The organism is Butyrivibrio sp. AE3006 (genome assembly GCF_000424165.1).
Lineage (GTDB): Bacteria > Bacillota > Clostridia > Lachnospirales > Lachnospiraceae > Butyrivibrio.
In genome coordinates this window covers 1-25,751 of sequence record NZ_AUJJ01000019.1, presented here as the reverse complement: position 1 = coordinate 25,751, position 25,751 = coordinate 1, and the positions used below count along the sequence as shown (strand labels likewise).

Sequence of the window (25,751 nt, the reverse complement as noted above, 5' to 3'; positions counted from 1 at the left end):
GAGATTATGACTATGGAAAAAGCAAAGATCAGAATTGGCCTGGCACCTACAAGAAGAAGTATTTTCAGTGCACCTGATGCAATTAAGTTCGCGAACCTCACAAGAGATAAGCTTGATGAGCTTGGCGTAGAGTATGTAGATATTAAGGATATTAACGAGGAAGGCCTCCTCTATGATGATGAAGACAGAATCAAGATCGCTGAGAAGTTCAAGAGAGAAAAAGTTGACGGACTTTTCCTTCCTCATGGCAATTTTGGTACAGAATATGAGTGTGCAAGACTTGCTAAAGAACTGAACGTTCCGGTACTTCTCTGGGGACCTCGAGATGAGAGACCCGAGCACGATGGAATGAGACTTCGTGATTCTCAGTGCGGACTTTTTGCTACAGGAAAAGTTCTCAGAAGATTCGGCGTTCCCTTCACATACATGACAAACTGCAGACTTGACGATCCTGAATTTGCAAGAGGCGTAAAGGATTTCCTTGCTGTTTGTAACGTTGTTAAGAAGTTCAGAAACATCAGAATTCTTCAGATCGGTCCCAGACCCTTCGATTTCTGGAGCACCATGTGCAACGAAGGTGAGCTTCTTGAAAAGTTCAACATTCAGCTTGCACCTATTCCGATACCTGAGCTTACAGCTGAGATTAAGACAGTAAAAGAGAAGACTCCCGATCAGGTTGCAGAGGTAGTAGCATACTGCCATGAAAACATGACCTGCGATATTTCAGAGGATCTTCTTACAAATGTAGCTGCTCTCAAGATCGCTATGAAGAACCTTGCAACAAAATATGGCGCAAGTGCAATCGCTATCCAGTGTTGGAATGCACTTCAGGGCGAGATCGGAATCATGCCCTGCGCAGCAAATTCACTACTTAATGAAGAAGGCATTCCTGTTGTATGCGAAACAGATATACACGGTGCCATCACACAGATTCTTGTTGAGGCTGCAGGCATGAATGAAAAGAGAGGCCTCTTTGCAGACTGGACAGTTCGTCATCCTGACAACGAAAACGGTGAGCTTTTGCAGCACTGCGGCCCCTGGCCCATCTCTGTTGCCAAGGAAAAGCCCACAATCTGCGTACCTGTTGCTTTCGAGCATAACGGAGCAGTATCAGCTGAAGCTAAGCATGGACTTCTTACACTGGCTCGTTTTGATGGTGACAATGGTGAGTATTCAATCCTTCTTGGACACGCTAAGGGTGTTGAGGGACCTTTCACAAAGGGAACCTATCTCTGGGTTGAAGTTGCAAACTTAAAGCGTCTTGAAGCAAAGGTAGTTGAGGGACCCTACATCCATCACTGCGTAGGTATCCACGAGGATATCGTGCCCGTAATCTACGAGGCATGCAAATACATCGGAGTTAAGCCCGATCTCTATGATCCCATCGAGGATAAGGTTAAGGCTTATCTTCATGGTGAAGACGTAGTTTTTGATGAAGTATGATCAGGAGGCAATACGTGAGTAATCTTAAAGCATTAGCATACAAATTAAGAAAAGATACAGTAGACATAATCATGGAAGGCGGCGGTGGTCACATCGGCGGAGACATGAGTGTTATGGAGATTCTTGTATCACTCTATCTTGATAGAATGAACATCTCTCCGGAAAATCAGGATGATCCTGACAGAGACTTTTTCATCATGAGTAAGGGACACTCTGTTGAGGCTTACTATGCTGTTCTTTGTGAAAAAGGCTTCCTTGATTTTGATGAAGTAAAAAGTAAGTTTTCCAAATTCGGATCACAGTACATCGGACATCCCAACAACAAGCTTCCCGGCATGGAGATGAATTCCGGATCCCTTGGACACGGACTTCCTGTAAGCGTAGGCATTTCTCTTGGAAATAAGATGAATGGCAGAAAGAACCGCACTTATGTGGTTATGGGGGACGGTGAACTGGCAGAGGGCTCCGTTTGGGAAGGTTTCATGTCAGGCAGCATGTATAAGCTTGATAATCTCTGTGCCATCATCGACAGAAACAGACTTCAGATTTCAGGCAGCACCGAGGATGTAATGGCCCATGAGGATCTTTTCCAGAGAGTAAAAAGCTTTGGCTGGCATGTAATAAGTGTTGATGGTAACGACCTTGACGCACTTAAAGCTGCTTTTGATGAAGCTGAGGCTACTAAGGAAAAGCCTACCTGCATAATCGCCAACACCACTAAGGGCAAGGGCTCAGCAGTTATGGAAAACAAGGCATCCTGGCACCATCACGTGCCTACTGCCGAGGAGTATGAGCAGATAATGAAAGACCTTGATGAGCACATTAAGGCACTTAGCTAAAATCTGGAAGTATATGGCCAATGCCAATAACAGGCGGCGGTTTGATTTGGAGGTCATTTAATGAATAACATACCCAATAGAAAAGTAATCTGTGATGTGCTCATGGAACATGCAAAGGATGATAAGGATATCGTGGTTCTTTGCAGTGATTCCAGAGGTTCAGCATCACTTGCACCATTTTTTGAAAATTTCCCTGAGCAGTCAGTGGAGGTCGGAATAGCAGAGCAGAATCTTGTAAGTATCGCAGCAGGTCTTGCAAAAACAGGTAAAAAGCCCTTTGCAGCGTCTCCTGCAAGCTTTGTTTCAACAAGAAGCTATGAGCAGGCAAAGGTAGACTGCGCATACTCCAACATGAACGTTAAGCTCATCGGAATAAGCGGCGGCGTAAGCTACGGCGCACTTGGAATGAGTCATCACAGTGCACAGGATATCGCTGCTATGGCAGCTATACCCAACATGAGAGTTTACCTGCCTTCAGACAGACATCAGACAAAATATCTCGTAGAGGCTCTTTTGAAGGATGAAAAGCCCGCATATATCAGAACCGGCAGAAATCCTGTAGAGGACACTTACACAGAGGATAACTGTCCCTTTGAGATGGATAAGGCAACCATTGTGAATGAAGGAAGCGATGTTACAATTATCGCTTGCGGTGAGATGGTTAAGCCCGCAGCAGATGCAGCAAAACTCCTTGAAAAAGAAGGTATCAGTGCTGAAGTTATCGATATGTACTGCGTAAAGCCTCTTGATACCGAAGCAATCATCAAGTCAGTTCAGAAGACTAAAGCAGTTGTAACAGTAGAAGAGCATGCACCCTTTGGCGGCCTTGGATCAATGGTTGCTCAGGTTGTTTCTGCAAACTGCCCTAAGAAGGTTCTTGAGATCGCACTTCCCGATGCACCTGTTATCACAGGTACATCCAAAGAAGTATTCGATTACTACGGAATGAATGCTGAGGGCATAGCTAAAAAAGCAAAGGAAGCACTGGCATGAGCAAATATATTTTAGGTATCGATCAAAGTACCCAGGGCACAAAGGCTATTATTTTTGATGAGAAGGGAGCTTTGGTTGCGAGAAAGGATCTTCCCCACAAACAGATAATTAACGATAAGGGCTGGGTTGAGCATGATCCTGAAGAAATTTACAAGAATACAATAGGTGTCGTGAAGGAAGCGGTTACTTCCTCCGGCATCGATAAATCTGAAATAGCAGGTGTTGGAATCAGCAATCAGAGAGAGACTTCCATAGCCTGGAAAAAGGATGGCACACCTGTATACAATGCTATTGTATGGCAGTGTGCAAGAGCAGAGAGTATCTGTGATGAGATAATGCAGCAGGGTCATGCAAACCTTATAAGAGAGGCCACAGGAATAAATCTCTCACCATATTTTCCTGCAGGCAAAATTGCGTGGATCCTAAGAAATGTTCCGGAAGCCAAAAAGCTTTCGGAAGAAAATGCACTTCGCTATGGAACGGTAGATGCATACCTTGTTTACAGACTGACCGGTGGAAAGGTATTTAAAACCGATTTTTCAAATGCATCAAGAACTCAGCTTTTCAATATAGGAAAGCTTTGCTGGGATGAGGAAATCTGCAAGATTTTTGACATACCTGTAACCGGACTCCCGGAAGTTACTGATTCTGACGGAGACTATGGCGAAACGGATTTTGAGGGATTTCTTGATAAGCCTGTACCGATCAGAGGTGTTCTTGGTGATTCCCATGGAGCATTATTCGGTCAGGGTTGCCATGAAAAGGGAATGGTCAAAGCCACTTATGGCACAGGTTCATCTGTGATGATGAATATCGGAAAAGATAAAGTTTTAAGTGACCACGGTCTTGTGACATCTCTTGCATGGAGCATGGGCGGCGAGCCTATGTATGTTCTTGAGGGAAATATCAATTATTCCGGAGCTGTCATCACCTGGCTCAAGGATGACCTCGAGCTTATAAGCTCAGCATCTGAGACAGAAGAGCTTGCAAGAAAAGCATCTGAGGATGATCATTCATATCTTGTTCCTGCTTTTTCAGGACTTGGTGCACCTTATTGGGATGGAAAGGCAGAAGCTGTAATTTGTGGCATGACCAGAACTACCAGAAAAGCTGAGATAGTTCGTGATGCTCTTAACTGCATTGCATATCAGATAACAGATATCGTAAAGGCTATGAATGATGATGCCGGCGTGCCAATCACAGAGCTTAGAGCTGATGGCGGTGCCACCAAAAATGGCTACCTCATGCAGTTCCAGTCAGATATCGTGGGCGTTCCTGTAATGGTTCCGCCCGCAGAGGAATTATCTGCAATGGGTGCTGCATACGCAGCAGGACTCTCACTTGGAATCTATAACAAGGCAGAGCTTTTTGACGGAGTAGAGAGAAAAGCCTTCACACCGTCAATGGATAAGAGTGAAGTTGATAAGAAATACAATGGCTGGAAGGCTGCTGTCAGAAAAGTGCTTCAGCCATAGTTCGATGTTTTGTGCTATGAAGAGGGGATGAAAATGATACTTCGTGAAATCAGAGAAAATGAATATGACATTTTGAAGAATTTTTTGTACGAAGCCATTTTCATTCCTGAAGGCGCAAAGCCACCTGCGAGAGACATAATAGAGCGGCCTGAACTGAAGCTGTACTATGAGAATTTCGGAAAAGGTGAGGCAGATCACTGTATTGTGGCAGAGGATGATGGCAGAGTCATCGGCGCTGTCTGGACCCGAATCATGAACGATTACGGACATGTGGATGATGATACTCCGTCAATGGTAATTTCTCTTTATAAGGAATATCGAGGTAAAGGCATCGGAACAAGACTAATGGAAAACATGCTTAATCTGCTAAAGGAAAAAGGATTTAAGCAGGCTTCTTTATCTGTTCAAAAAGCAAACTATGCTGTTAGGATGTATGAAAAAGTCGGCTTTAAAACAGTGGCTGAAAACAGCGAAGAATACATTATGGTTTGTATTCTGTGAGGTGATGTTTATATGAGGAAGAAGTTTTGCTGATTGAACATACAACGAGAAAGAAGAGGCTTATATGCTTAATTGAGAAAAGCGTATAAGCCTTTTTCTATATGGATTATTACTTGACATATGAGTATTCCAAATGTAATATATTATCAAGAAATGTGGTTGGCATTTATGCCGAGCCGTACAGCTATTGCTCAAGCGGGGTGCTACGTTTCTTTTTTATTGTCACAATGTCATATAAGTATAACTTATTTTCGGAATCACACCTTATTACCATTCTTCCACGGAATGTATTCGTTCCTATAACCTCTCCTTTGTCATTTGTTACAGATAAACAGAAATGAACTGTTCCTCTCAACCAACCATTGGGTGAGTCTGATTTATGCTTGTCATCTAGATTTGAAAAATACTTTATTTCAGACAAAGTTTGGATTAACTCGGGAATAGCTTGAGCAGCGTTTGCTTTTGCTTTCCCTATAGTGCCATGACTTTTAGTAGAATCCTTACTGTTAGCATATTCATCAGGGAAATCAGAAGCTATATTAACAGTTTTACCATTTTCTTCGACAATAAATTTTTTACCGATATACTTTTTTAAGTATTGCTCAACCCCATCCCAGTCAATTTTTCGTTTTCCACTGATTCGGATATTCTGTATTTCAACAATCTTTTTACCATCATCAGAAATAATAATTTTGGCATCGGGATTGTTCTCCTCCATGTGGGTAAGAATTGTGCGATTTTCGGATATCATTAGTGTATATATTCCTCCAAAATGTTTCTTTTTTGTTCCTCGAATATGCTTATACCAAGGACATAATTAATTTTCTCATAGAAGATGTCCGATAAGATGTACTCTAATGAAGATACGAAGAGATAAGAAGAGGTAAGAAGGTGCAATAGTGGCATTGGCACAAGATACATGAATGTAGAGGGTATGCTACCCTATGAAAATATGGTGGCTTCATACATTAAAGGTAGCGGAAATCATGTAATGTATCGAGTGACTCCGGTTTTTAATGACAGTAATCTGTTGTGCAATGGAGTTATTATTGAAGCACTTTCTGTAGAAGATAAAGGGAAAGGGATTAGTTTTAATGTCTTTTGTTTCAATGTACAGCCAGGAGTTATAATTGACTACAAGGATGGTAGTAATCAAGCGGATCCCAATTATCTGGCAGATACTTCAGAAAAAGATAATGAGTTTAATGAACAAACTCCGGAACAACCTTTGGATTCAAATGTTATCACAGGAAGTTATGTAGCAAATAAAAATACTAAAAAGTTTCATTATTCTTGGTGCAGTAGTGTTGAAGCTATGAAAGAAAAGAATAAGCTTTATCATAATGGACCAAGAGATGAACTTATCAATAATGGTTATGTGCCTTGTAAAAACTGTAATCCATAGAAAGGAAGATTTTCATGATAAAAAAGATATTGTTGTGTGGAATAACGTGCTTTATTTCGTTGATGGCGCTTGTAGGATTTGCCACAAAAGGTGGCATAATTAGTGGAGTTCTATTTCTCCTTTTAGCTGTAGTTGTTTCACCATTGCGTGAAAAGGTATTGCAGTTTATACCTGAACAATTTAGAAAAAAATGGATTACTGTAATCGTGAGTATAGTGTTATTTATTGTTGGAACTATGTCATTTCCTACATCAGATAATACAAAGGCGGTAGATGATAAGCAGATTGAAGCAGAAGTTTTAAGAATTATACCGGAGAAGACATTAGAAGATAATAAGAAAGATGATTCAGGCAGTGATAAGTTGAAGGACAGTGATTTAGTAAAAGTATCTGATGAGAAATGCGTGAACGAAAATAAGAAAGATTCAGCTGGTGTATTAAATACCTCCCAAAAATCCGATGAGAAGAAAACAACTGAAGCCAAAGACGATAAACCCTTGGATGAGGATAAAAACAATATAGTGACAACTGAGATTTCGCCAGATCAGGCTGCTAAGGAAGAGAACAAAGCCAAAACAGATATCGACGAAAAAACAGATGCTTTACCTAAAGATGAACAGTCTAATGAAGTAGTTCAACAAGAACAAGAAAATAAAGTCTCTGAAGAGGCAGAAGGAATTGCGAGTGAACCCGCTGCTTCAACTGAAGTTGTATCAGATACTTCAAATGTGGAAAATGTTCAGGAGGAAACAAGTCAGGGCGGTGGAGGAAATGGCGATAACTTTAATACATATGACATTCCTGAACAACAAAATACAGAAGAGACATATGTATTAAATACTAATACAATGAAATTTCATTATCCGTCTTGCAAATCTGTGAAAAAGATAAAACCAGAGAATTATGCTACTTCATCTGCTAGTCGTGATGAACTGATTTCACAAGGATATGATCCGTGTGGTAATTGCCATCCATGATAAACAGTTGTTTATCAATATTCGAGTATTCGACAACAGGTTTTTATTCTCGACAACATTATTCAACAGAAAATATTAGATTATAATAAGAGTCATTAAAAGTTCTGGCAGAAATGTCGGGACTTTTTATTTGAGCAATTTTTAGTACTTATTATTCAGCTGTTAGCATCGGGTGATAATCGCCAAATATCATCGGAGAAATTTGACCATTTATCATCGGATTAAAACAGCCATAATTCATCGCAAGAAAATAACCAAAAAGTCATTACTGAACTTATCTTTTGTCCTAAACTGATGTTAGCCAACGCATCAGATAGGAGGAAAATGTATAGAAAAAGCATCAGTAATGACTTACAAGAAATCTTAACACAAGCAGTGGATAAGATGAAACAGGAAATGGGGGATTCTTACAGCATAGACAAGGTCAACATTGCTGAGTTGGAACGCAGAACTGGTATCAGCCGCTCAAAACTCAGACGTTATAAGAAGGATGGTTTTATAATCAAACCTCATGGTAATACAGGAAAGAAAGCTGAGGTGACCGTCCTTACTGGGTATACCGGTGTTATCGATGAGTATCTTAAGAATAACATAATAAACGCTGTGGTTATTTATGACAGAATAAAAGAGCTGGGATACCAAGGCGGTCAGACACAGGTCAGGGTCTATATGGAGGAACATAAGGATCTGATTCCTCCCAAGCGTCAGATAGTTTCTCAGCAGGGTAACCGGGGCAGACGCTACGAAACAGGTCCCGGTGAGTCTTACCAGATGGACTGGGGATTTGTGAATGTAGATGCCAGTGATGGATCCACATATAAGGTTGCCTGCTTTGCCATGATCTGTCATCACTGTGGACAGCGATATATAGAGTTCTTCCCAAATGCCAAGCAGGAGAATCTCTTTATAGGTATGATACATGCCTTTTTTTACATGGGAGTTCCTGAGTATGTTCTTACAGATAACATGAAGAGCGTTGTTATCAGACGTGATTCTGATGGGAATCCCATATGGCAGCATGATTATGAGGCTTTCATGAAGCTGGTCGGTTTTAAGACGAAGCTGTGCAAACCGAGACATCCATTTACGAAAGGCTCTGTAGAGCGACTTGTACGTTTTGTAAAAGAGAACTTTGTTGTAGGAAGAGTTTTCAGTAATGTAACAGAGCTCAACATACAGGCCCTGCAGTGGTGCAATACGCAGAATACCAGATACCACAAGGCTGTAGATTGTGTCCCTGATGAAAAACATCAGAAAAGCTGCTGGATGGTCGCAAAGGTTCTTGAACTAACACATGAGCTGTCGTTTTATTTATGCCCTCTCAGATTAATAAGCTTTGACGGTTTTGTTAATTATGAGGGAAGACGTTTTGGAGTGCCTTACTGGTACCACAAAAAGGCATGCCGCATAAACCGTAAGGATTTCGAGATAACTATATATGACGATGAGTTGTCAAAAGTCCTTACCAAGCATGATGTCACATGGAGCCGCAGAGACCAGTTCTGTAGGGATCAGTATGCCATTTCACAGCCTGAAGAACATCCATCAATGCCGGTAACCGCCAAGATGTTTGAGCTTGAAACCAGGGAGTCAGAGCCGGATCCGGGATTCTCAAAATACAACTTTGGGGAGGGACTGTGGAATGAGTGAATCTCTGATTGAAAGCATCTTTTCACATGCGGATGAACTAAAGATAGGTACTTATGCATCAAATCTTCCGGGCTTCATAGATTCCGAGAACATGAGCCCTGAACAGCTTGAGGCAGTAGACAAAGTACTTAGCCACCTCTGCCAGCAGAAGAATGAGACCATCATAGCGACATTGCTGAAAATGAGCCGCCTTCCATTAAAGGAGCCGAAAACTTTTGAAGGCTTTGATTACACGATAATCCATGGCAAACAGATGGATGCACTGAAAAACCTGAAATCTCTGAGTGCTGTATATGCAAGAAAGAACCTTGCTTTTATAGGACCTCAGGGAGTGGGCAAAACACACCTTGCAATGGCATATGGAAGGGAATGCTGTAATAACCGTCTAAAATCCTACTTCATTAAAGCCACGGAGCTGAACCAGAAATTTGTGGATGCTGTTAAATTCGGGCACGAAGGATCTACAATTAACGGACTTGTCAAACCATCATGCCTCATCATTGATGAGATAGGAAGATGTGTGTTCAATAAAGAAAGTACCCGTATGTTTTTTGACATGGTTGACCGAAGATACAATAAAGAAGGTCCAAACACTATGATCTTTACGAGTAACAAGAGCCCTGATAAGTGGGGCGAGTTCTTCAGTGAAGATTCTTCTCTTCTATGTGCACTTGATCGTATTTTTGATGATGCCACAGTATTCATGATAAAAGGGGAAAGCTATAGGGGCAGAAAGCTGGAAACCATAGCCATAGAGACCAGCAGAAGTAAGCAGCAAGCGGTAAAGACAAAGTAACATTTTTGTATGATGCGTTGGCTTTAAAAACAGTATCTGCTTTATTTATGGTACAATTCGGAGCAGAGTTTATTTATATATAACCAGACTTTAGGAGCATTTCGATGAACGCCAAAGAATATCTTGCAGATCCATGCAAAGCCTCATCATTGCCATTTTGGAAAGCAGAGACGATAAACATTCCGAAACATATGAAAGTATTGCGGGATGATGAGTTTTCCAACTGTAAATATGATGGCTTTGATGATCAGTATTTTAGACTTATACATGATTTAAAAAATCTTAAAGAAGCAGTTCTTCCTGACAGATTTGAACTTGTTCAATGTGAAGAGAAATCTTTTGCAGAACACATAAATTCCTGCTACGAGCATGAACACATGTCGATTGAAGAAATGTTAGCATACAAATCACATCCGGTTTATGATCCTGATTTATGGGTTTCTGTAATTGAATCAGACAGTAAAAAGATAGTCGCGACCGGTATTGCCGAGTTGGATACCCGTATTGGAGAAGGTGTCTTGGAATGGATACAAGTTTCATCCGATTATCGAAAACTGGGATTAGGTAAATACATAGTATGCGAATTGCTGATAAGACTGGAAAATAAGGCAGATTTTGTCACTGTGTCAGGACGTGTGGCTAATAAAAGTAATCCTTATGCATTATACAAATCCTGCGGATTTGTTAATCCGGTTATTTGGCATGTAGTAACAACATAAAAAGGGGATTAACCACCATTGGCTACTTTGAATCGATGATTATTGGTCAAAATAGTCCGATGCTGAATGGTCAAAGTCCCCCGACGCTAACACAGCACAGTATATGCTATTATAAAATTAATAAAATTTTAATAATTTCTTTCTGTGAGGGATGACAAGAATGAATGCGATATGCGTCGATGACGACGACCTTATACTGGATCTTACGATTTCCTTTATGGATGAATCGGGTTTCTTCGATGAAGTGATCGGATTCACGTCGGCAAAAGAAGCTATTGAATACGTTGAAGATAACAATGTAGGCGTGGCACTTCTTGATGTTGATATGCCTGAGATGGACGGCGTTACACTGGCGGCTAAGCTCAGGGAGAAAGATCATAAAATTTCTATTGTGTTTTTAACCGGATATGCACAGTATGCCCTTGATGCGTTTTCGGTACACGCAGACGGCTATCTGCTTAAGCCCATTGAAAAAGAAAAGTTGTTCAAAGAGCTGAAGTATATAGTCGAGAATAAGGAAGAAGAGACACCTTACCTTATTAAGGCAATGACCTTTGGGAACTTTGATGTTTTCAAAGATGGAGAGACAATAGTATTTAAAAGATCCAAATCAAAAGAACTGCTTGCTTATCTGATTGATCAGCGAGGCGGAACAGTGACAAGACCTGAAGCTTTTGCGGCATTGTGGGAGGATGGATTTTACGATCGCTCAATGCAGAAGCAGATGGATGTTATAGTGCGAAGTCTGAAGGAGACACTGGCCAAATATGAGATAAGTGACATTCTGGAAATAAAAAGTGGATCAATGCGAATAAAACCTGAATTAATAGATTGCGATATGTACAGGTATTTGGACGGAGATAAGGATGCGATATCAGCATTCAGAGGAGTCTATATGAATTCCTATTACTGGGCCAGCCTGACAGAAGCAGAGCTTCTGGATGATTTTTAATGAAAAAAAATGAACCCGGATGCAGGAGAGAGTGCATCCCGGTTCACTTTATCGCAGCACCTATATTCAATACAGATACTTTATTTCACTTTAAATCTCCCCCTCAAGAAATCTAAATGAATTTACGATACGTCTTCAGTATAAGTACCTATGTCCAACATATGTCCAACAAAGGATTGGTATTTATAAAAATATTTTTTTAATGGGAGATTTATTATGATTTTACCTGTATCTGACGCTTCGAAAGCAAAGATAATGGTCGTGGATGATGACCAGTTTAATTTGCAGTTTGTCAGGAAATTACTTGAAGGAGTAGATGTCCAGCTAAGGATGGTCACAGGTGGGGAGCAGTGTCTTAAACGCCTTGATGACACTTTTGATATGGTGCTTCTTGACCGAATGATGCCCGGAATGGATGGAATAGAGACCCTTAAGGAAATCAGGAAGCTCTATGCCGACATGCCGGTACTTGCTGTAACTGCAAGCGCTGAGGAGGATGGCAAGGAATTCTACACAGACCTTGGCTTTACGGATTTACTTCAAAAGCCCATAGAGGGCGATAAGCTTAAGGATGCTTTGCAAAACTATCTGCCTTCTCAGAAGAATCCATATTCTGAGAAAGCTTCTGCTGAAGTTAAGGAAACTACAGATGATGAAGACCAGGAGCTTTTGCAGGAGATATCAAAAATAGAAGGTATCTCTGTTGAGGATGGTCTTAAGTTCTGCGGAAGTGCCAAATCTTTAAAGAAATTCCTGAACAATTTTGCAACGGCCATAGATGGCAAATCCCTTGAAATTGAGGATGCTTACGACAGAGGAGATAACCTGTTTTTTACAACCAAGGTTCATGCTCTTAAGAGTACATCCAGAATTATCGGTGCTACCGAGCTTGCGCAGCTTGCTGAGGCAGTTGAAAAAGCAGGCAAGGAAGAAGATTTTAATTTCATAAATGAAAACAAGGATAAACTCTTGACTCTTTATCGCAGCTATAAAGAAAAGTTAAGGGTTATTTGTGATATAATGAAATAAGTGTCAGATTGCTAAAAGACGAAAGTCATGGAGCAATTCGTATTTCATTTATTTGTTAAAAATAATATGCCTGCAGGGGGACCTGCGGAAAGGGGAGTTGTCATGCAGATTTATGTTTCGGAAAACGTAGTTCGAAGTGGCGACGGAACGAGAAATCACCCGTTCCGCTTTATTCAGGAGGCTGCAGATATCGCAAAGCCCGGTGATGTTGTAATAGTTGCACCCGGTATCTACAGAGAGTATGTTCATCCGGTCAATTCCGGAACAGAAGATAAACCAATTGTTTATACCTCAGTGGAACCTCTCGGAGCAGTAATTACAGGCGCTGAGAGAGTTACCGACTGGGTTCATTTTAACGGAGACGTATGGAAGGTCAATGTGCCGAATAACATTTTCGGCAGCTACAATCCCTTTACTGTTCCTGTAAAGGGCGACTGGTTCTTTTCACCCAAGGAGGTTCATACTGGTGATGTCTACCTTAATGGCAGATCCATGTATGAAGTTTCTTCTATTAGTGAGTGCGAGAATCCTCTTGTTTTCAAAGCTTCCTGGGAGCCGGATTTTTCTGTATTCACATGGTTTTCAGCGCAGGAGTCCGGAGATACGGTTATCTTCGCCAATTTCCACGGTCTCGATCCCAATGAAGAAAATGTAGAAATAAGTGTCAGAAGAAACTGCTTCATGCCTTTGGAAAACGGCATAAACTACATTACTGTTTCAGGCTTTTCACTTAGGCAGGCTGCTACACAGTGGGCTCCGCCTACGGCATATCAGGATGGTCTTATCGGACCTCATTGGGCAAAGGGCTGGATCATTGAGGACTGCGAGATTTCAGAGTCCAAGTGCAGCGGTATTTCTCTTGGAAAATATTTACAGCCCGGTAATGATAACAAGTGGACTACGACTTTTCATAAGGATGGCACACAGACAGAGAGGGATGCAATCTGTCAGGCTGTAAATGAAGGCTGGAATAAGGAAAATATCGGGTCTCACATTATCAGACGCTGTGATATTCACGACTGTGGTCAGACCGGTATTGTAGGTCACCTTGGCGGTGTTTTCAGTACAATAGAAGATAACCATATTTACAGGATAAATAATAAGCAGAATCTTGCAGGTGCAGAGATCGGCGGCATTAAGATGCATGCTGCAATTGATGTTGTGATCAGAAGAAACCACATCCATAACTGTACAAGAGGTCTGTGGCTTGACTGGCAGGCGCAGGGTACAAGGGTTACTCAGAATTTCTTCCATGATAATACTCCGCCCCAGGGCTGCGAGATTTCAAATCCCCTTAGTCTTGGCGAGGATATCTTTGTTGAAGTGTCTCATGGCCCGACGCTTATAGACCACAATCTGATGCTTTCAGATATTTCCATGAGACTAAGCACTCAGGGAATTGCCCTGGTGCATAATCTTATAAACGGATCATTTTCCTATGTGGGAAGCGGTACTGACAATGGCGGTCTTAAGTTCCAGAGCTGCAGATATACTCCGTACCATGTACCGCATTCGACGGCAATTGCAGGATTCATGACGATCCTTCACGGAGATGCCAGATTCTACAACAATATCTTTGTTCAAAAAGAGATACGCCAGGATTTAAGAGACTATGTGAACAGCATGGATATGGGAACCATGGAGGAGTGCAATCTTATCTGTGGAACTGTGCCCTATAACGGTTATCCCACTGCAGCGAAATATTTTGAGTCCCTTAAGCCTGATTTTACTAAAAAATTCGGCCCCGGCTACAATGACAAATACTATGATCATCTGCCTGTTTGGGCTTACGGCAACGCGTATTTCAATGGCGCTAAGCCCTGCGATAGCGAGATAAATCCTCACATCGAAAATAACCATACAGTTAAGATTATGGTTTCAGAAGAGGAAGGGAATTTCAGACTTCACACCAATCTCTATGAGTATCTGCCCAGGGCTATGACAAGGATGATTTCCACGGAGATCTTGGGCGAAGCCTTTGAGCCTGAGCAGCGATTTGAGAACAGAGACGGTACTCCGATTTTATTCGATACCGATTACTTTGGAAGAAAAAGAGGAATACACCCTCTCTGCGGACCCTTTGAAGAGGGTGCAGGGGACAGATTCACCGTATTTTTCAGCAGCAATGATGACAGGTCGATCTCTTTTCATCAGAAAGATCGTCTTGAAGGCAGACCAAGGAAAAGAATCGTTCAAAAAGAAGAGCCTGAGGCTGTAGAGATACAGTCCAATATAACCATGACTAATTGCGAAAATGTCTCATTCCCTTATAATGGATCACTTTTCCAGGTGCAGGACATTTTTGTAAAAGGAAATACAGCGTGGCTTCGCGACCTGAAAACGCAGAAGCTTATTGAAGTTGACTGTGAATATGGCATATACTCTGAAAAGACGAAATGGAAAGTTAATTCACTTCAGTCAATTGATGCTTCCATGGATATGAATATGGGCGGACTTGTTCAGACAGTTGGAACTTTATTGTGTATACTAAGTAAGAGCATGACACATGATCCCGTTGATGCCTGCAAGACTATCAGCGACAGAGTGAACAAGGAATTAGAGCCCAGGATCACCATGAGGCTTACACCAAAATATTTAAAATTTATACAGGAGAAGAAGTTTATTTCGCTTGAAGATGTAATCTACAGAGTCAAAACATCACCTATTGAACCGGTGACAGAAACTGTAGAGAATCTTTGATGCTTTTTGCGAAATATAGTAAGAAATGGAAAAAAGAACTAATTGGTACAAACTTGATAATGCGGCAAAAATCATACCATCTACGGTAAGAGGCGCAAATACCAGGGTTTTCAGAATCTGCTGCGAGCTCTTTGAGGATGTTGATGGTGAGATTTTGCAGAGAGCTCTTGATGAGACCATAGATGAATATCCATTTTTCAATTGCATTTTGAGAAGAGGGCTGTTCTGGTATTATCTGGAGGATTCCAATCTGAAATGCGTGGTGGAAGAGGAGCATCTGCCTGTTTGCAGTGCACTGTATCTTCCCGGGAAAAAGAGCCTTCTTTACAGGGTTATCTACTATAAAAAGAGGATAAGCATGGAGATGTTCCACGTACTGGCAGACGGTACCGGAGCCTTCAGCCTTTTTAGAAGAATTGTCACAAGATATCTGGAGATCGCCCATGATTTCCACGTTGACGGAGATTTCTTCGGAGCAGAGATCGCATCACTTCAGGAGATGAATAATGATGCCTTCAAACATTTCTATCAGAATGTTAAAGGATTAAAGCAGCTTAAGAGCCTTTCATCCAATCACGCATATCAGCTTCACGGCGAGACAGATGCCAATAATGAATCTCACGTTGTTGAGGCGACGGTTTCAGCTAAGGCATTCAAAAAGCTGGCAGAGCGTTATGGCTGTACGGTAGGTGTTCTTAGTACTTCTATTTATATAGCTGCAATCATTGATACAATGTCTACGGCTCAGAAAAAGAAGCCCATCATTGTCAGCGTGCCGGTTAACTTAAGACAGTATTTTAAGTCAAACACCGCAAGAAATTTCTTTGGTGTAATCAGTATCAGATTTGAGCCTTTGGATTTCGACAATACACTGGACAGCATAATCAAGGTGGTAAGCGAATCCTTTAAGAAGCAGCTTGAGCCGGAGAGAGTAAATAACACCATGAATTCATATGCGGCTCTTGAACACAATCTTGCTATCAAGGTTGTTCCGCTTTTTATAAAAGACTATGCCATCGGCAGATTCGATGCAGCTGCCAAGAGCGGCGTTACCACATCCATTTCCAATATGGGTGTTATAAAAATGCCTGCGGAGGTTACTCCTTTCATCGAGAGATTCAGCGCTTTCATGACCGCCTCCAAGGAACAGATTACAATCTGCAGCTTCAGAGACAAGATGGTATTTGGTGAGTGCTCCGCATTTACTACGCACCCCACAATGCTGAATCTTTGCAGAAGAATTACTGCAGAGGGAATAGGTGTTGAACTTGCAACCAATGATTTTGACATTGTTCCCGAAAAACATAGTTCTCACGAGGTGAATAAGTAATGTTATATTGTCCGAAATGTAAAATTGCCATAAGAGGCAAAAAGCAGTGCTGCCCACTTTGCGAAGGCAAGATCCTTGATAAGGATGGCATGAAAAGAGCAGCCATAGATGAAGATATTTATGATATAGATGATTTTGAAGATGATGACGAAGCATTTCCCATTCTCAATGAGAGGAAAATCACAGGCGTTACCTTCATGAGAATCTGCACCTTTATACTTGCTATTGTTATAGTTGTCTGCATCACTCTCAGATACCTTTTTGGTGAGATGATGTCCTGGACAGGAGCTACCATTCTTGGAAGTATTGTGGTGTGGCTTGATATAATCGCCATAATGAAATACCGCTACAATATTCTTAAGGTACTGGCAGTGGAAGTAATGGTGGCCATAATCGTTGATTACTACATAGATAAGATGACGGGCTTCTATGGCTGGAGCGTTGTATGGATGATTCCGTTCTGCCTTATCGGTCATACCATTGTGACCTATATTATTGCTAAAGCGATGAAGCTCAGATTTGAAGAATACATTTCTTATATTGCTTTTGACGCAGTACTTTCCTTTGCTCAGATATTCTTTATCTGGAGAGGTGAAAATCATCTTCCTTATGCTGCTGTTTTCACCATGGCAGGCTTTGCCATCGTAATGGTTGCAGCCATAATCTTCAGGTTTAGAGAGCTTAGAAGCGCTGCGGGAAGAATGTTTAACGTATAAAATGATGATCTGCTTTTCATAAAAAATTGCTTTTGAGGGGGGATACCTTTATGGGTATTCGTGAAAAAAGACAGATTCGAAAACAGATGTTGGAGCTTCATCTAGGGGATTTTGTAGAGAACTCCATCGGAAAAAGAATTGTTGAAAAGGATATGCTGGCGCCTGAGCTACCGGAAGAACCTGAGAAAAAGGTCTGGTACAGGGTGCCTGTTCCAATGGGGATATCAGGGGATGGCTCCGAATACTATATCTATGTCAAAATAGCTGATCCCAAAAAGCTGTGTATATTTTTCTCCGGTGGGGGCGTAGCCTGGAATGAATATACGGCTGCAAGACCCGTTTCAGGCGGTAAGGTGGCAGCTGCACTTCCCAATTATTATTGGAATAATCTAAGACCTTTCACACAGATAATGAATATTGATATGGGAATAATGAACATGAAGGATACCGGCAATCCCTTCAGGGACTACAGTATCATCGATATTCCCTATGCCACAGGCGATTTTCATGTGGGTAACAATGAATTTCCATATAAAGGTGAGGACGGGGATAACCATGTCCTTTATTTTCATGGATATTTGAACTTCATGGAAGGTATGGCAAGAGCAAGGAATCTTTTTGGAAGTCCCAAGAAGCTCCTTATAGCGGGTAACAGCGCAGGCGCTTTTGCGGTACCTGCACTTACGGATGAGATTTTAAGCGTGTGGTATCAGGGTGTAAGCGATGTAACAGTCCTTTCAGACAGCGCGCTACTTTTATATAAAAAGTGGGCTTCTACAGCAAGGGAGGTCTGGAAGGCGCCGCAACCGATTTGTGAAGCAATAGATTCAGATAATATAACTCTTAGCTGGTATAAAGCTCTTTATAAAAAGTATGGAGAGAAGATCAGGTATCTGTACTCCAGCTCCACGAGAGATTATGTTTTAAGTGCCTATTATAATGATGTTACCTATAAAAAATACGCCACTGATGAGGATGTACAAAAGGCATATTTTGAGCAGCTAAAGGAAATGGTGGCTGAACTTAAAAAGATAACTCCCAATTTCCACATGTTTATAAATAACTGGGAAATACCGCTTATAACCAAGGGAGGAACGGTACACACGGCTGTCAGGGAGCCTTATTTTACAAGGTTTACTCAGGATGATGTGACAATGGCCAGATGGCTTTATGATGCGGTGAACGGGAATTTATATGATGTAGGCATGGAACTTCTTGAGTCAGACTAAATTTTATCGTATTTTATGCCGAAATATCATTTGTAAAATGGTAATGAAAACACTATGGGGAACTGCTTATGCGAAGGGGGACTATAGCAAAAACAATTAGAAGAACCATTCTTGCATTGTCCTGTATCACTTTTATAGCCGGTACAGGTGTTTTTGCTGTTCAGATGTATTCTGAGCAAAAGAGCAGTGCCAATATGAAAAAGGTCCAGGCCATGGCGTCCGTATCTGTTCAAAGGACAGGGACAGTAAGCGCAGCCACAGAGGATCCCGCAGAAGAAAATACCAACCTGGTTACCCTTAAAATGGAGTATCTAACAAAAAAGAATTCCGATATGAAGGGATGGCTCAGGATCCAGGGAACGAATATCGATTATCCCATTATGTTCAAGGAGGATGATAATGACTACTATCTTGAACATGATTTTTTCAAAAACTCAGACAGGAACGGGCTTCTTGTTCTTGATAAGAGATGTAACAGTGATATGAACGACAATCACCTCCTTATTCATGGTCACAACATGAAGTCGGGGGCAATCTTTGGAACGCTTAAGTATTTCAAGGATGAGCAGTATATGAGAAAGCATCAGGCCTTCGAGCTTGATACGGCAACAGAGCAGAGATTTTATGAAGTTATCGCTGTCCTTGATACATCGGCCAACGGTGAAAATGGCTTCAAGTATGCCGATTACATTAACTTGGATGATAAAGAAACTTTTGATACATACGTTGCCAATCTTAAACACAGGTCACTTCACAAGATTGCTGCAACAGCCACTTACGGTGATGAACTTTTGACATTATCGACCTGTGACTACACTATGAAAAATGGAAGACTTCTTGTGGTTGCAAAAAGAGTCTGCTAGAGAAAAGGGGAGTTTACTATGAAGAAAATCAGGATTTTACTGGCAATTCAGGTATTTGTGCTGATGCTTATGGCACCTGCCATGGGTCAGAAGGCTCTGGCTGTAAAAGTTGATATCAAGGACAACTATGATGCGGGACTTCTTGATGATGAGAAGGACACCGATAAAGAGAAAGCTGAGGAAGCAGCTGCAGCGGAAAGCGCGAGCTCAGGTACATCAGCAAGTAAGGCATCAAATAACGCATCAAGCAAAGCCAGCACAACAACCAATAACAATAATAATGCTACGAGTACATCTGCATCCTCGGCGTCATCAGCAGCTTCAACTCCGACTACTTCAGTAAGCGCAGCATCATCTGAATCTACTTCAGTTGCGGCAACTGTAGCGACCACCACCAACGATCTGCCAAAGACAGGAGATGACAACAGGATTGCCATTACCTTTATAGTGATGCTGGCAAGTCTTTCCGTATTCCTTACAACTCTGCTTGCCGGGCGTTTTGGCAAAAATGTTTAAGATTTAATTGAAAAATACTTATAAATTGGCTATAAACTTTCCATAAATTATCCGATATAATGACAGTAAGTGAAACCGAATATGAGGGGAGTTAGATTTATGGTTCATGTTTTAGCAGCGATCTTCTTTTTGATCGCAGTAGCTGTTATCTGGTTCGTTCCCAGAACAGCTCCGGAAGAATAACTATTAGACGAATGACCGCAGCTTTGGCTGCGGTTTTTGTCTGTCTAAAAATAATTCAAGAATATACTTCAAAATAAAAATCCTAAAATACATTACAAAATTAATGTCAAAAGAGATTAATTTTACCATCTTGCAATAACGCGTCAAAGTGATAAAGTTTTTCTAAGTTGTTTTTATAAAACATCAAGAAACTTGATTAAGTTTAATTGATTTATGAATCAGGTTTCGGGGAGAGAGAAATGTTATCAAAAGGGGAATATCTGAAAGATCTTCTTTACCGTTATCAGGTAAATTTCGATATAAGTGAAAATTATAAATTAGGAAATGTGACTTATCCTGCTTATGCGTATTTTCATTCCTTCAGTGAGAAATATGTACTAAGGAAAGAAGCACAGCTTTGGGCTGTAAATGCATTTGAGCATGTGTTTTTCGTGACAGAGGACGAGTTATCCGAAGCTACTCTTGATTCCATAAGAGAGCACATTACGGAAATCATAGAGCCGCAGCTTGTAAGAAAGGGCGGCAAATATCCGCAGAAGGATCACATGTGCAGTTATATCACCTTTGTGCTTCTTACAGATGGCGAACTTTCTGATGATGTGAAAAAGGCAGTTAAGAAATTCAGATTCGATAAAGGCTACATGTTCAACTTCAGAGGTCACAGCGAAGCCAGAATAGCAGCGGTTTCAATGAAGACAGAAGAGATTGTTACCAATTCCAATGCAAGGGATATGAGGAAGCTTTTGCAGGATGTTTTTGATAAACAGGGGAGAGAGGAAATAAGCCCATCTTCAGGTGAAATAGCCTGTTGATATACATAATGGGGAATAAGGAGGAGAGAAGTAAATGAATGCAGCAGTACTTTTGATCGCAAGTTTAGCCATTCTTGCCGTAGGTTACGTGGTATATGGCGGATATCTTGCAAAACAGTGGGGAATTGATCCTAAGAGAAAGACACCGGCTCACGAGCTGGAGGACGGAATGGATTATGTTCCTGCAAAGACCCCGGTGGTTATGGGACATCATTTTTCATCAATAGCAGGTGCAGGCCCTATTAACGGACCTATTCAGGCAGCGGTTTTCGGCTGGGTACCTGTTTTACTTTGGGTTCTTATCGGTGGAATTTTCTTTGGTGGTGTGCATGATTTCGGTGCACTCGTAGCATCCCTTCGTCACAAGGGACAGTCAATCGGTGAGATCATCGACGATTCAATGGGAAGAAAAGCTAAGAGACTTTTCCTTACATTCGGTTATCTGACACTACTTCTTGTTGTTGCAGCTTTCAGCTCAATCGTTGCAAGCACATTCGGCAGCACAACATCAGCAGGCGCAGCAGTTGAAGGAGCAGCTCTTGCAGCAAATGAGTCAACAGCAATGATTTCTATTCTGTTCATTGCACTGGCTATGGCTTTTGGATACTTTGTTTACAGAAAAAATACCAACATCGTTGTAGCATCAGTTCTTGGCGTAGCCGGAATTGCAGCAATCGTGGCAATCGGTCTTAATTTCCATCCGATTTCACTTACATACAATTCATGGATGTGGATTGTTGGCGCATACATCCTTGTTGCCAGCGTAACTCCTGTATGGATTCTGCTTCAGCCCAGAGATTACCTCAGCTCATTCCTGCTTTACTTCATGATCGCAGCAGGTGTGATCGCAGTTATCGGCGGTGTAGTAAGCGGAAACGGAAGCTTTTCAGTTCCTGCTTTCGGCGATGCAGCACTTAAGGGAACAGGCGTATTTACAACAGGTACAGCTTTCCCTGCACTTTTCGTAACAATTGCATGTGGAGCTATTTCAGGTTTCCACTCACTTGTATCTTCAGGAACAACAGCTAAGCAGCTCGACAACGAGAAGCATGCACAGCCTGTAGCTTATGGTTCAATGCTTATCGAGTGCGCAGTTGCAGTTATTTCACTTTGCGCTATCGGCTTCGTATGGAGCGCAGCAGCAGAAGGCGCTTACGCAAGCCCTACTCAGGTATTTGCAGGCGGCTTATCAGCGATGATCGGATCCTTCGCACCCGGTCTCCAAAACATCATGTATCAGATGCTGATCCTTGCAGTTTCAGTTTTCTGCCTTACATCGCTTGATACAGCTACACGCCTTGCAAGATATATGTTCCAGGAATTCTTCGTGGATCAGGATGTAGACAAGAAGGATCTTGCAGGCTACAAGAAGGTTCTCGCTAATCCTTACGTAGCAACAGCTATCACAGTTGTACTTGGTGTAAGCCTTGGTATGACAGGTTATACCAAGATATGGCCTCTCTTTGGTGCAGCTAATCAGCTTCTTGCAGCAATCGGACTTCTTGCAGTATGCACATGGCTTGGTCAGGTTGGAAAGAACAACAAGATGTTCTATGTTCCCATGGTATTCATGCTTGCAGTAACTATCTGCTCACTTGTTCAGACAGTTATGGCTAAGATGACAGCATACCTTAGCGGAGCAGCTGATGTTTGGGCTCTCATCCAGTCAGCTATCGCAGTTCTTCTGATCGCTCTTTCACTGGTGCTTGCAGGAATTGCAGCAAAGACACTTTATGGTCAGTATGTTGAAAAGAATGCAAAGAAGGCAGCATAAGTAATTTCATAATTTGAAAAATGTAGAAAAGGTGCATGAACCTTATGGAACATGCGCCTTTTTTATTGTGTAGCATCTTTTAATAAACCCCCTGCTATGCAGGGGGACAACAGCTGCTTTAGCTTACAGTAAAATACCTCCCGTGTTAGAATTACTTACGGTTCGCCAACCAAAGTAAAACACAGGAGGTAGTCCAAAATGGACATGAATAGTTTATCACACACAAAGTGGGACTGTAAGTATCACATTGTGTTTGCACCAAAGTTCAGAAGAAAGATTGCATACGGGCAGTTAAAGGCTGACATAGCAAATATTCTCAGTACATTATGCAAAAGGAAAGGTGTAGAAATAGTAGAGGCGGAAGTGTGCCCGGATCATATACATATGCTTGTGAGAATCCCTCCAAGTATGAGTGTTTCGAGCTTTGTAGGGTATCTAAAAGGAAAAAGTACGCTTATGATATTTGAAAGGCACGCGAATCTTAAGTACAAATTTGGAAATAGGCATTTCTGGTGTAGAGGATATTATGTTGATACAGCAGGAAAAAATGCGAAAAAGATTCAAGAATATATAAGAAATCAATTAAAAGAAGATTTAGAGTATGACCAGATGACATTAAAAGAGTACATCGACCCGTTCACGGGTAAGCCGGTAATACAAAACAAATAATACGAGCCCAGGGGGCTCAGTAGATAAATGATGTTGCGGCTGGCGAACCATTCGGCGAGTCTTTAGACTCAGTGCCGGTAACAGGCCCTTATAGGGCCAGAACAAACCACCGGCTAAGCCGGTGGTTCTGATTGCGTATATTCAGACGGAATGCTAAAATTTATTCTGTTGTGTTCTGCAACATTCAATATTTTTGTTGGGAGAAAAATCTATGAAAAAAATCAATTATTTTTTAGCAAGGCTCGTATTTGCAGCTGCTTTTTTGTTATGCATTTTTAATGCATGGAATATGAGCGCAAGGGCAGCTGTTAAGTGCGATGATACTGTTGAGGTTATTTATTACAAGGGTGGTTACTACGCTACAGGTAATGATTACCTTTTTGATTTGGAAACAGACGCAAGAGGTGACGACATCATTAACCTCAAGACCAGCTGCAAGCATCTGAAGGTTTTTCGGGTTAGCTATGAAGAATATACAGAAAGTACCAAGATGGGAATTGGTATATGGACCGATAAGAAGGGCAAATATACTTTTGAGTTTGATGTTATTACAAAAAATGGTGTGATAAAGGATCACAAGGTAATTACCGTAAAAGTAAGAAAGCCCAAAACGCTTGAACAGCAGGAGCCCTGCAAGAAGGTTATGTATGCGAAAAAAAATCTTCTAAGCGACAATTTCTACAGTCTTTTACGCATCCCCAAAAAGGGAAAACTTAAGATTACCATGAAAAAAGGTTATAAGCTTCTTGAGGTATGGTATGGAGAGACAAATCTTGAGGACTCTAATAAAGCTGACTGGCACCGGATTAAAAACAATACGGTTATAAAGTTAAGTAATCGTCACTATCAATATCACTCTTCAAATGGTAAATTCAGAAACGATCTTGACAGAATGGAGGCTGATACCTTTATCTGGATAAAGTATCAGAATAAGAAAACAAAGGAAATATCAAGTACTTACTATACCATCAGCAGATTGGTGAATTTCGCAAAATAAGATATTACAAACAACGAGAGGATTAAAAATGAAAACCAGGAATAAATGGACAGGACTATTAGCCTTATTATTTGCAGCGATATTACTCGTAACCGGGAACCATGCCATTACTGCTAAAGCAGTTCAGTTTTCGGTGAGAGATACCTATCCGCCCCGTAACTATACACCTAAAAGAATAAGGATCAGAGTAGATTCTGCTTTCAATCACGCTATGGAGGCAGAATATGATGGAGCAGTACATGTAGAGAACATAAAAACTTATAGTAAGAAGTTTAAGGCTTTCAATACTCAAACATTAACCGCCTACAGAAATAACGAGCTGATCACTGAAATTGATATGGGATTTTACGCTTTAAAGGCAGGAAAATACAAGGTCACCTTTGATATTGTAAAAGAGGATGGAAGTCGTGAGAAAAAGAAAATCATGGTCTATGCTTACGACGATTACCCCATTAAGAAGATAACCTTTGGAGGTAAACAGATTCCGTATCCTGCACTTGATGAGTTTCCAAGAATGAACTATCCTGCAAAAGGAAAGTTTAAAGTTACCATGACTCCGGGATACAAACTTGTGCGAATAGAAAAGATATCCTATAAGCATGCGACAAAGGAAAATGGCGAAATAGAAACCGTAAAAGATATTAAAAAGGTAAAAAACGGATCATCGGTAGCTTTGTCAAATGTGGCATATAAAGTCGCATTTAAGTTCTATGGTTATGAAGTTTCAAGCCATGAAATGAATGCGCAGACCAAATTCCGTATCTATTACAAGGACAAGTATTCAAAGACTCTTGAATACAGAGACTTTGTCTTATATAAGCTTGTGAACTATGAGAAGTAAGATTGATAGAATCCCCCATCTGATGGGGGATTTTTGCTAGTGTGCCCGACGGCGCACGTTTCTAATGGGTGAAAGTCCCTAGCCCGCCCGACAGTGGGAAGGGCATAGCTGTACACCAAGGGTGTCCTTTCGTGGTATAACCACGTTAACGTGAGGGGAATCTGAAGGAAGGTGTAGGCAAATCTCCGACCTTACGAACAGAAACCATATATGAGGCTATGTTGATATGGGGGTAAGGCTACTAGACAAGTCAAAGCCCAATAACTGTACGGAACCGCGCATAGTAAATTTGGTTGGTGCATGGAGTGAAAGAAACGTGTGGTACTCGGGGAGGTCTCGTCA

24 protein-coding genes are annotated in these 25,751 nt (G+C 41.3%); 23 read left to right on the top strand and 1 reads right to left on the bottom strand.

Annotation, left to right across the window (positions count from 1 at the left end):
• Positions 1-12: 12 nt before the first annotated feature.
• Genes G603_RS0110590 through G603_RS0110570 form a run of 5 tightly spaced genes read left to right on the top strand, consistent with a single transcriptional unit; the run spans position 13 to position 5,251 of the window.
• Complete coding sequence (locus G603_RS0110590) at positions 13-1,443, top strand: L-fucose/L-arabinose isomerase family protein (protein ID WP_026670208.1); 1,431 nt, start codon at positions 13-15, stop codon at positions 1,441-1,443.
• Positions 1,444-1,457: 14 nt separating this feature from the next.
• Positions 1,458-2,282: a transketolase gene (locus tag G603_RS0110585; protein ID WP_026670207.1), complete on the top strand. Its 825-nt coding sequence runs from the start codon at positions 1,458-1,460 to the stop codon at positions 2,280-2,282.
• A gap of 60 nt (positions 2,283-2,342) precedes the next feature.
• A complete protein-coding gene (locus tag G603_RS0110580) occupies positions 2,343-3,275 on the top strand; it encodes a transketolase family protein (protein WP_026670206.1) in 933 nt (310 codons plus the stop codon).
• A complete protein-coding gene (gene glpK / locus G603_RS0110575; RefSeq protein ID WP_026670205.1) occupies positions 3,272-4,750 on the top strand; it encodes a glycerol kinase GlpK in 1,479 nt (492 codons plus the stop codon). The genes G603_RS0110580 and glpK overlap by 4 nt, the downstream gene beginning before the upstream one ends.
• Before the next feature lie 27 nt (positions 4,751-4,777).
• Positions 4,778-5,251 carry a GNAT family N-acetyltransferase gene (locus G603_RS0110570; RefSeq protein ID WP_026525775.1) on the top strand — a complete coding sequence of 158 codons (474 nt, stop codon included), beginning with the start codon at positions 4,778-4,780 and terminating at the stop codon, positions 5,249-5,251.
• 184 nt (positions 5,252-5,435) lie between these two features.
• Here the strand turns inward: G603_RS0110570 and G603_RS0110565 are convergent, their stop codons facing one another.
• Positions 5,436-6,002 (bottom strand): hypothetical protein, encoded by a 567-nt coding sequence (locus G603_RS0110565; RefSeq protein WP_242829675.1) that lies wholly within the window; start codon positions 6,000-6,002, stop codon positions 5,436-5,438.
• A gap of 183 nt (positions 6,003-6,185) precedes the next feature.
• Here G603_RS0110565 and G603_RS20020 point away from each other — a divergent pair, with 183 nt between their 5' ends.
• From G603_RS20020 to G603_RS0110470, 18 genes are all read left to right on the top strand, one after another.
• Positions 6,186-6,656 carry a DNA/RNA non-specific endonuclease gene (locus tag G603_RS20020; RefSeq protein WP_242829674.1) on the top strand — a complete coding sequence of 157 codons (471 nt, stop codon included), beginning with the start codon at positions 6,186-6,188 and terminating at the stop codon, positions 6,654-6,656.
• A 14-nt stretch (positions 6,657-6,670) separates the two neighbouring features.
• Positions 6,671-7,633, top strand: a complete 963-nt coding sequence (locus G603_RS0110555; RefSeq protein WP_026525773.1) for a hypothetical protein — start codon at positions 6,671-6,673, stop codon at positions 7,631-7,633.
• Between the two features lie 324 nt (positions 7,634-7,957).
• Positions 7,958-9,283, top strand: a complete 1,326-nt coding sequence (istA, locus tag G603_RS0110550) for an IS21 family transposase (protein ID WP_081669896.1) — start codon at positions 7,958-7,960, stop codon at positions 9,281-9,283.
• Positions 9,276-10,079, top strand: a complete 804-nt coding sequence (locus G603_RS20015; protein ID WP_196808064.1) for an ATP-binding protein — start codon at positions 9,276-9,278, stop codon at positions 10,077-10,079. Before istA ends, G603_RS20015 begins: the two co-directional genes overlap by 8 nt.
• 104 nt (positions 10,080-10,183) lie before the next feature.
• The gene (locus tag G603_RS0110540) at positions 10,184-10,798 is read left to right on the top strand and encodes a GNAT family N-acetyltransferase (RefSeq protein WP_026670203.1); all 615 of its coding nucleotides are present in this window, start codon (positions 10,184-10,186) and stop codon (positions 10,796-10,798) included.
• A 160-nt stretch (positions 10,799-10,958) separates the two neighbouring features.
• Positions 10,959-11,750: a response regulator gene (locus G603_RS0110535; RefSeq protein ID WP_026525772.1), complete on the top strand. Its 792-nt coding sequence runs from the start codon at positions 10,959-10,961 to the stop codon at positions 11,748-11,750.
• A gap of 216 nt (positions 11,751-11,966) precedes the next feature.
• Complete coding sequence (locus G603_RS0110530) at positions 11,967-12,779, top strand: response regulator (protein ID WP_026525771.1); 813 nt, start codon at positions 11,967-11,969, stop codon at positions 12,777-12,779.
• 102 nt (positions 12,780-12,881) lie between these two features.
• Positions 12,882-15,479 carry a right-handed parallel beta-helix repeat-containing protein gene (locus G603_RS20010; protein WP_081667591.1) on the top strand — a complete coding sequence of 866 codons (2,598 nt, stop codon included), beginning with the start codon at positions 12,882-12,884 and terminating at the stop codon, positions 15,477-15,479.
• A gap of 25 nt (positions 15,480-15,504) precedes the next feature.
• Positions 15,505-16,809, top strand: a complete 1,305-nt coding sequence (locus G603_RS0110520) for a hypothetical protein (RefSeq protein ID WP_026525770.1) — start codon at positions 15,505-15,507, stop codon at positions 16,807-16,809.
• Positions 16,809-17,525 carry a DUF6320 domain-containing protein gene (locus G603_RS0110515; protein ID WP_026525769.1) on the top strand — a complete coding sequence of 239 codons (717 nt, stop codon included), beginning with the start codon at positions 16,809-16,811 and terminating at the stop codon, positions 17,523-17,525. Before G603_RS0110520 ends, G603_RS0110515 begins: the two co-directional genes overlap by 1 nt.
• Positions 17,526-17,575: 50 nt before the next feature.
• Positions 17,576-18,754 (top strand): pectin acetylesterase, encoded by a 1,179-nt coding sequence (locus tag G603_RS0110510; protein ID WP_035792850.1) that lies wholly within the window; start codon positions 17,576-17,578, stop codon positions 18,752-18,754.
• Between the two features lie 68 nt (positions 18,755-18,822).
• On the top strand, positions 18,823-19,617 hold the full coding sequence (locus G603_RS20005; RefSeq protein WP_051207725.1) for a class B sortase: 795 nt from the start codon (positions 18,823-18,825) through the stop codon (positions 19,615-19,617).
• Between the two features lie 18 nt (positions 19,618-19,635).
• The gene (locus G603_RS0110500; protein WP_026670201.1) at positions 19,636-20,133 is read left to right on the top strand and encodes a hypothetical protein; all 498 of its coding nucleotides are present in this window, start codon (positions 19,636-19,638) and stop codon (positions 20,131-20,133) included.
• A gap of 422 nt (positions 20,134-20,555) precedes the next feature.
• Entirely contained in the window at positions 20,556-21,128 is a 573-nt protein-coding gene (locus tag G603_RS20000) for a hypothetical protein (RefSeq protein ID WP_051207723.1), read from the top strand.
• A gap of 34 nt (positions 21,129-21,162) precedes the next feature.
• Complete coding sequence (locus tag G603_RS0110485) at positions 21,163-22,902, top strand: carbon starvation CstA family protein (protein WP_026670200.1); 1,740 nt, start codon at positions 21,163-21,165, stop codon at positions 22,900-22,902.
• Between the two features lie 198 nt (positions 22,903-23,100).
• Positions 23,101-23,571, top strand: coding sequence for an IS200/IS605 family transposase (gene tnpA / locus G603_RS0110480; RefSeq protein WP_026495039.1), 471 nt, complete (start codon positions 23,101-23,103; stop codon positions 23,569-23,571).
• A gap of 211 nt (positions 23,572-23,782) precedes the next feature.
• Positions 23,783-24,568, top strand: a complete 786-nt coding sequence (locus tag G603_RS0110475; protein ID WP_026670199.1) for a hypothetical protein — start codon at positions 23,783-23,785, stop codon at positions 24,566-24,568.
• Positions 24,569-24,596: 28 nt separating this feature from the next.
• Positions 24,597-25,409 carry a hypothetical protein gene (locus G603_RS0110470; protein ID WP_026670198.1) on the top strand — a complete coding sequence of 271 codons (813 nt, stop codon included), beginning with the start codon at positions 24,597-24,599 and terminating at the stop codon, positions 25,407-25,409.
• Positions 25,410-25,751: the final 342 nt, after the last annotated feature.

What these genes read in the sequence shown, in the direction of transcription:
- G603_RS0110475 (WP_026670199.1), top strand. Translation starts at nt 23,783, where the DNA reads ATGAAAAAAATCAATTATTTTTTAGCAAGGCTCGTATTTGCAGCTGCT.
- G603_RS20020 (WP_242829674.1), top strand. Translation starts at nt 6,186, where the DNA reads ATGCTACCCTATGAAAATATGGTGGCTTCATACATTAAAGGTAGCGGA.
- G603_RS20015 (WP_196808064.1), top strand. Translation starts at nt 9,276, where the DNA reads ATGAGTGAATCTCTGATTGAAAGCATCTTTTCACATGCGGATGAACTA.
- G603_RS0110470 (WP_026670198.1), top strand. Translation starts at nt 24,597, where the DNA reads ATGAAAACCAGGAATAAATGGACAGGACTATTAGCCTTATTATTTGCA.
- istA (WP_081669896.1), top strand. Translation starts at nt 7,958, where the DNA reads ATGTATAGAAAAAGCATCAGTAATGACTTACAAGAAATCTTAACACAA.
- tnpA (WP_026495039.1), top strand. Translation starts at nt 23,101, where the DNA reads ATGGACATGAATAGTTTATCACACACAAAGTGGGACTGTAAGTATCAC.
- G603_RS0110540 (WP_026670203.1), top strand. Translation starts at nt 10,184, where the DNA reads ATGAACGCCAAAGAATATCTTGCAGATCCATGCAAAGCCTCATCATTG.
- G603_RS0110485 (WP_026670200.1), top strand. Translation starts at nt 21,163, where the DNA reads ATGAATGCAGCAGTACTTTTGATCGCAAGTTTAGCCATTCTTGCCGTA.
- G603_RS0110500 (WP_026670201.1), top strand. Translation starts at nt 19,636, where the DNA reads ATGAAGAAAATCAGGATTTTACTGGCAATTCAGGTATTTGTGCTGATG.
- G603_RS0110535 (WP_026525772.1), top strand. Translation starts at nt 10,959, where the DNA reads ATGAATGCGATATGCGTCGATGACGACGACCTTATACTGGATCTTACG.
- G603_RS0110515 (WP_026525769.1), top strand. Translation starts at nt 16,809, where the DNA reads ATGTTATATTGTCCGAAATGTAAAATTGCCATAAGAGGCAAAAAGCAG.
- G603_RS0110510 (WP_035792850.1), top strand. Translation starts at nt 17,576, where the DNA reads ATGGGTATTCGTGAAAAAAGACAGATTCGAAAACAGATGTTGGAGCTT.
- G603_RS20000 (WP_051207723.1), top strand. Translation starts at nt 20,556, where the DNA reads ATGTTATCAAAAGGGGAATATCTGAAAGATCTTCTTTACCGTTATCAG.
- G603_RS0110565 (WP_242829675.1), bottom strand. Translation starts at nt 6,002, where the DNA reads ATGATATCCGAAAATCGCACAATTCTTACCCACATGGAGGAGAACAAT.
- G603_RS0110530 (WP_026525771.1), top strand. Translation starts at nt 11,967, where the DNA reads ATGATTTTACCTGTATCTGACGCTTCGAAAGCAAAGATAATGGTCGTG.
- G603_RS0110570 (WP_026525775.1), top strand. Translation starts at nt 4,778, where the DNA reads ATGAAAATGATACTTCGTGAAATCAGAGAAAATGAATATGACATTTTG.
- G603_RS0110580 (WP_026670206.1), top strand. Translation starts at nt 2,343, where the DNA reads ATGAATAACATACCCAATAGAAAAGTAATCTGTGATGTGCTCATGGAA.
- G603_RS0110555 (WP_026525773.1), top strand. Translation starts at nt 6,671, where the DNA reads ATGATAAAAAAGATATTGTTGTGTGGAATAACGTGCTTTATTTCGTTG.
- glpK (WP_026670205.1), top strand. Translation starts at nt 3,272, where the DNA reads ATGAGCAAATATATTTTAGGTATCGATCAAAGTACCCAGGGCACAAAG.
- G603_RS20010 (WP_081667591.1), top strand. Translation starts at nt 12,882, where the DNA reads ATGCAGATTTATGTTTCGGAAAACGTAGTTCGAAGTGGCGACGGAACG.
- G603_RS20005 (WP_051207725.1), top strand. Translation starts at nt 18,823, where the DNA reads ATGCGAAGGGGGACTATAGCAAAAACAATTAGAAGAACCATTCTTGCA.
- G603_RS0110520 (WP_026525770.1), top strand. Translation starts at nt 15,505, where the DNA reads ATGGAAAAAAGAACTAATTGGTACAAACTTGATAATGCGGCAAAAATC.
- G603_RS0110590 (WP_026670208.1), top strand. Translation starts at nt 13, where the DNA reads ATGGAAAAAGCAAAGATCAGAATTGGCCTGGCACCTACAAGAAGAAGT.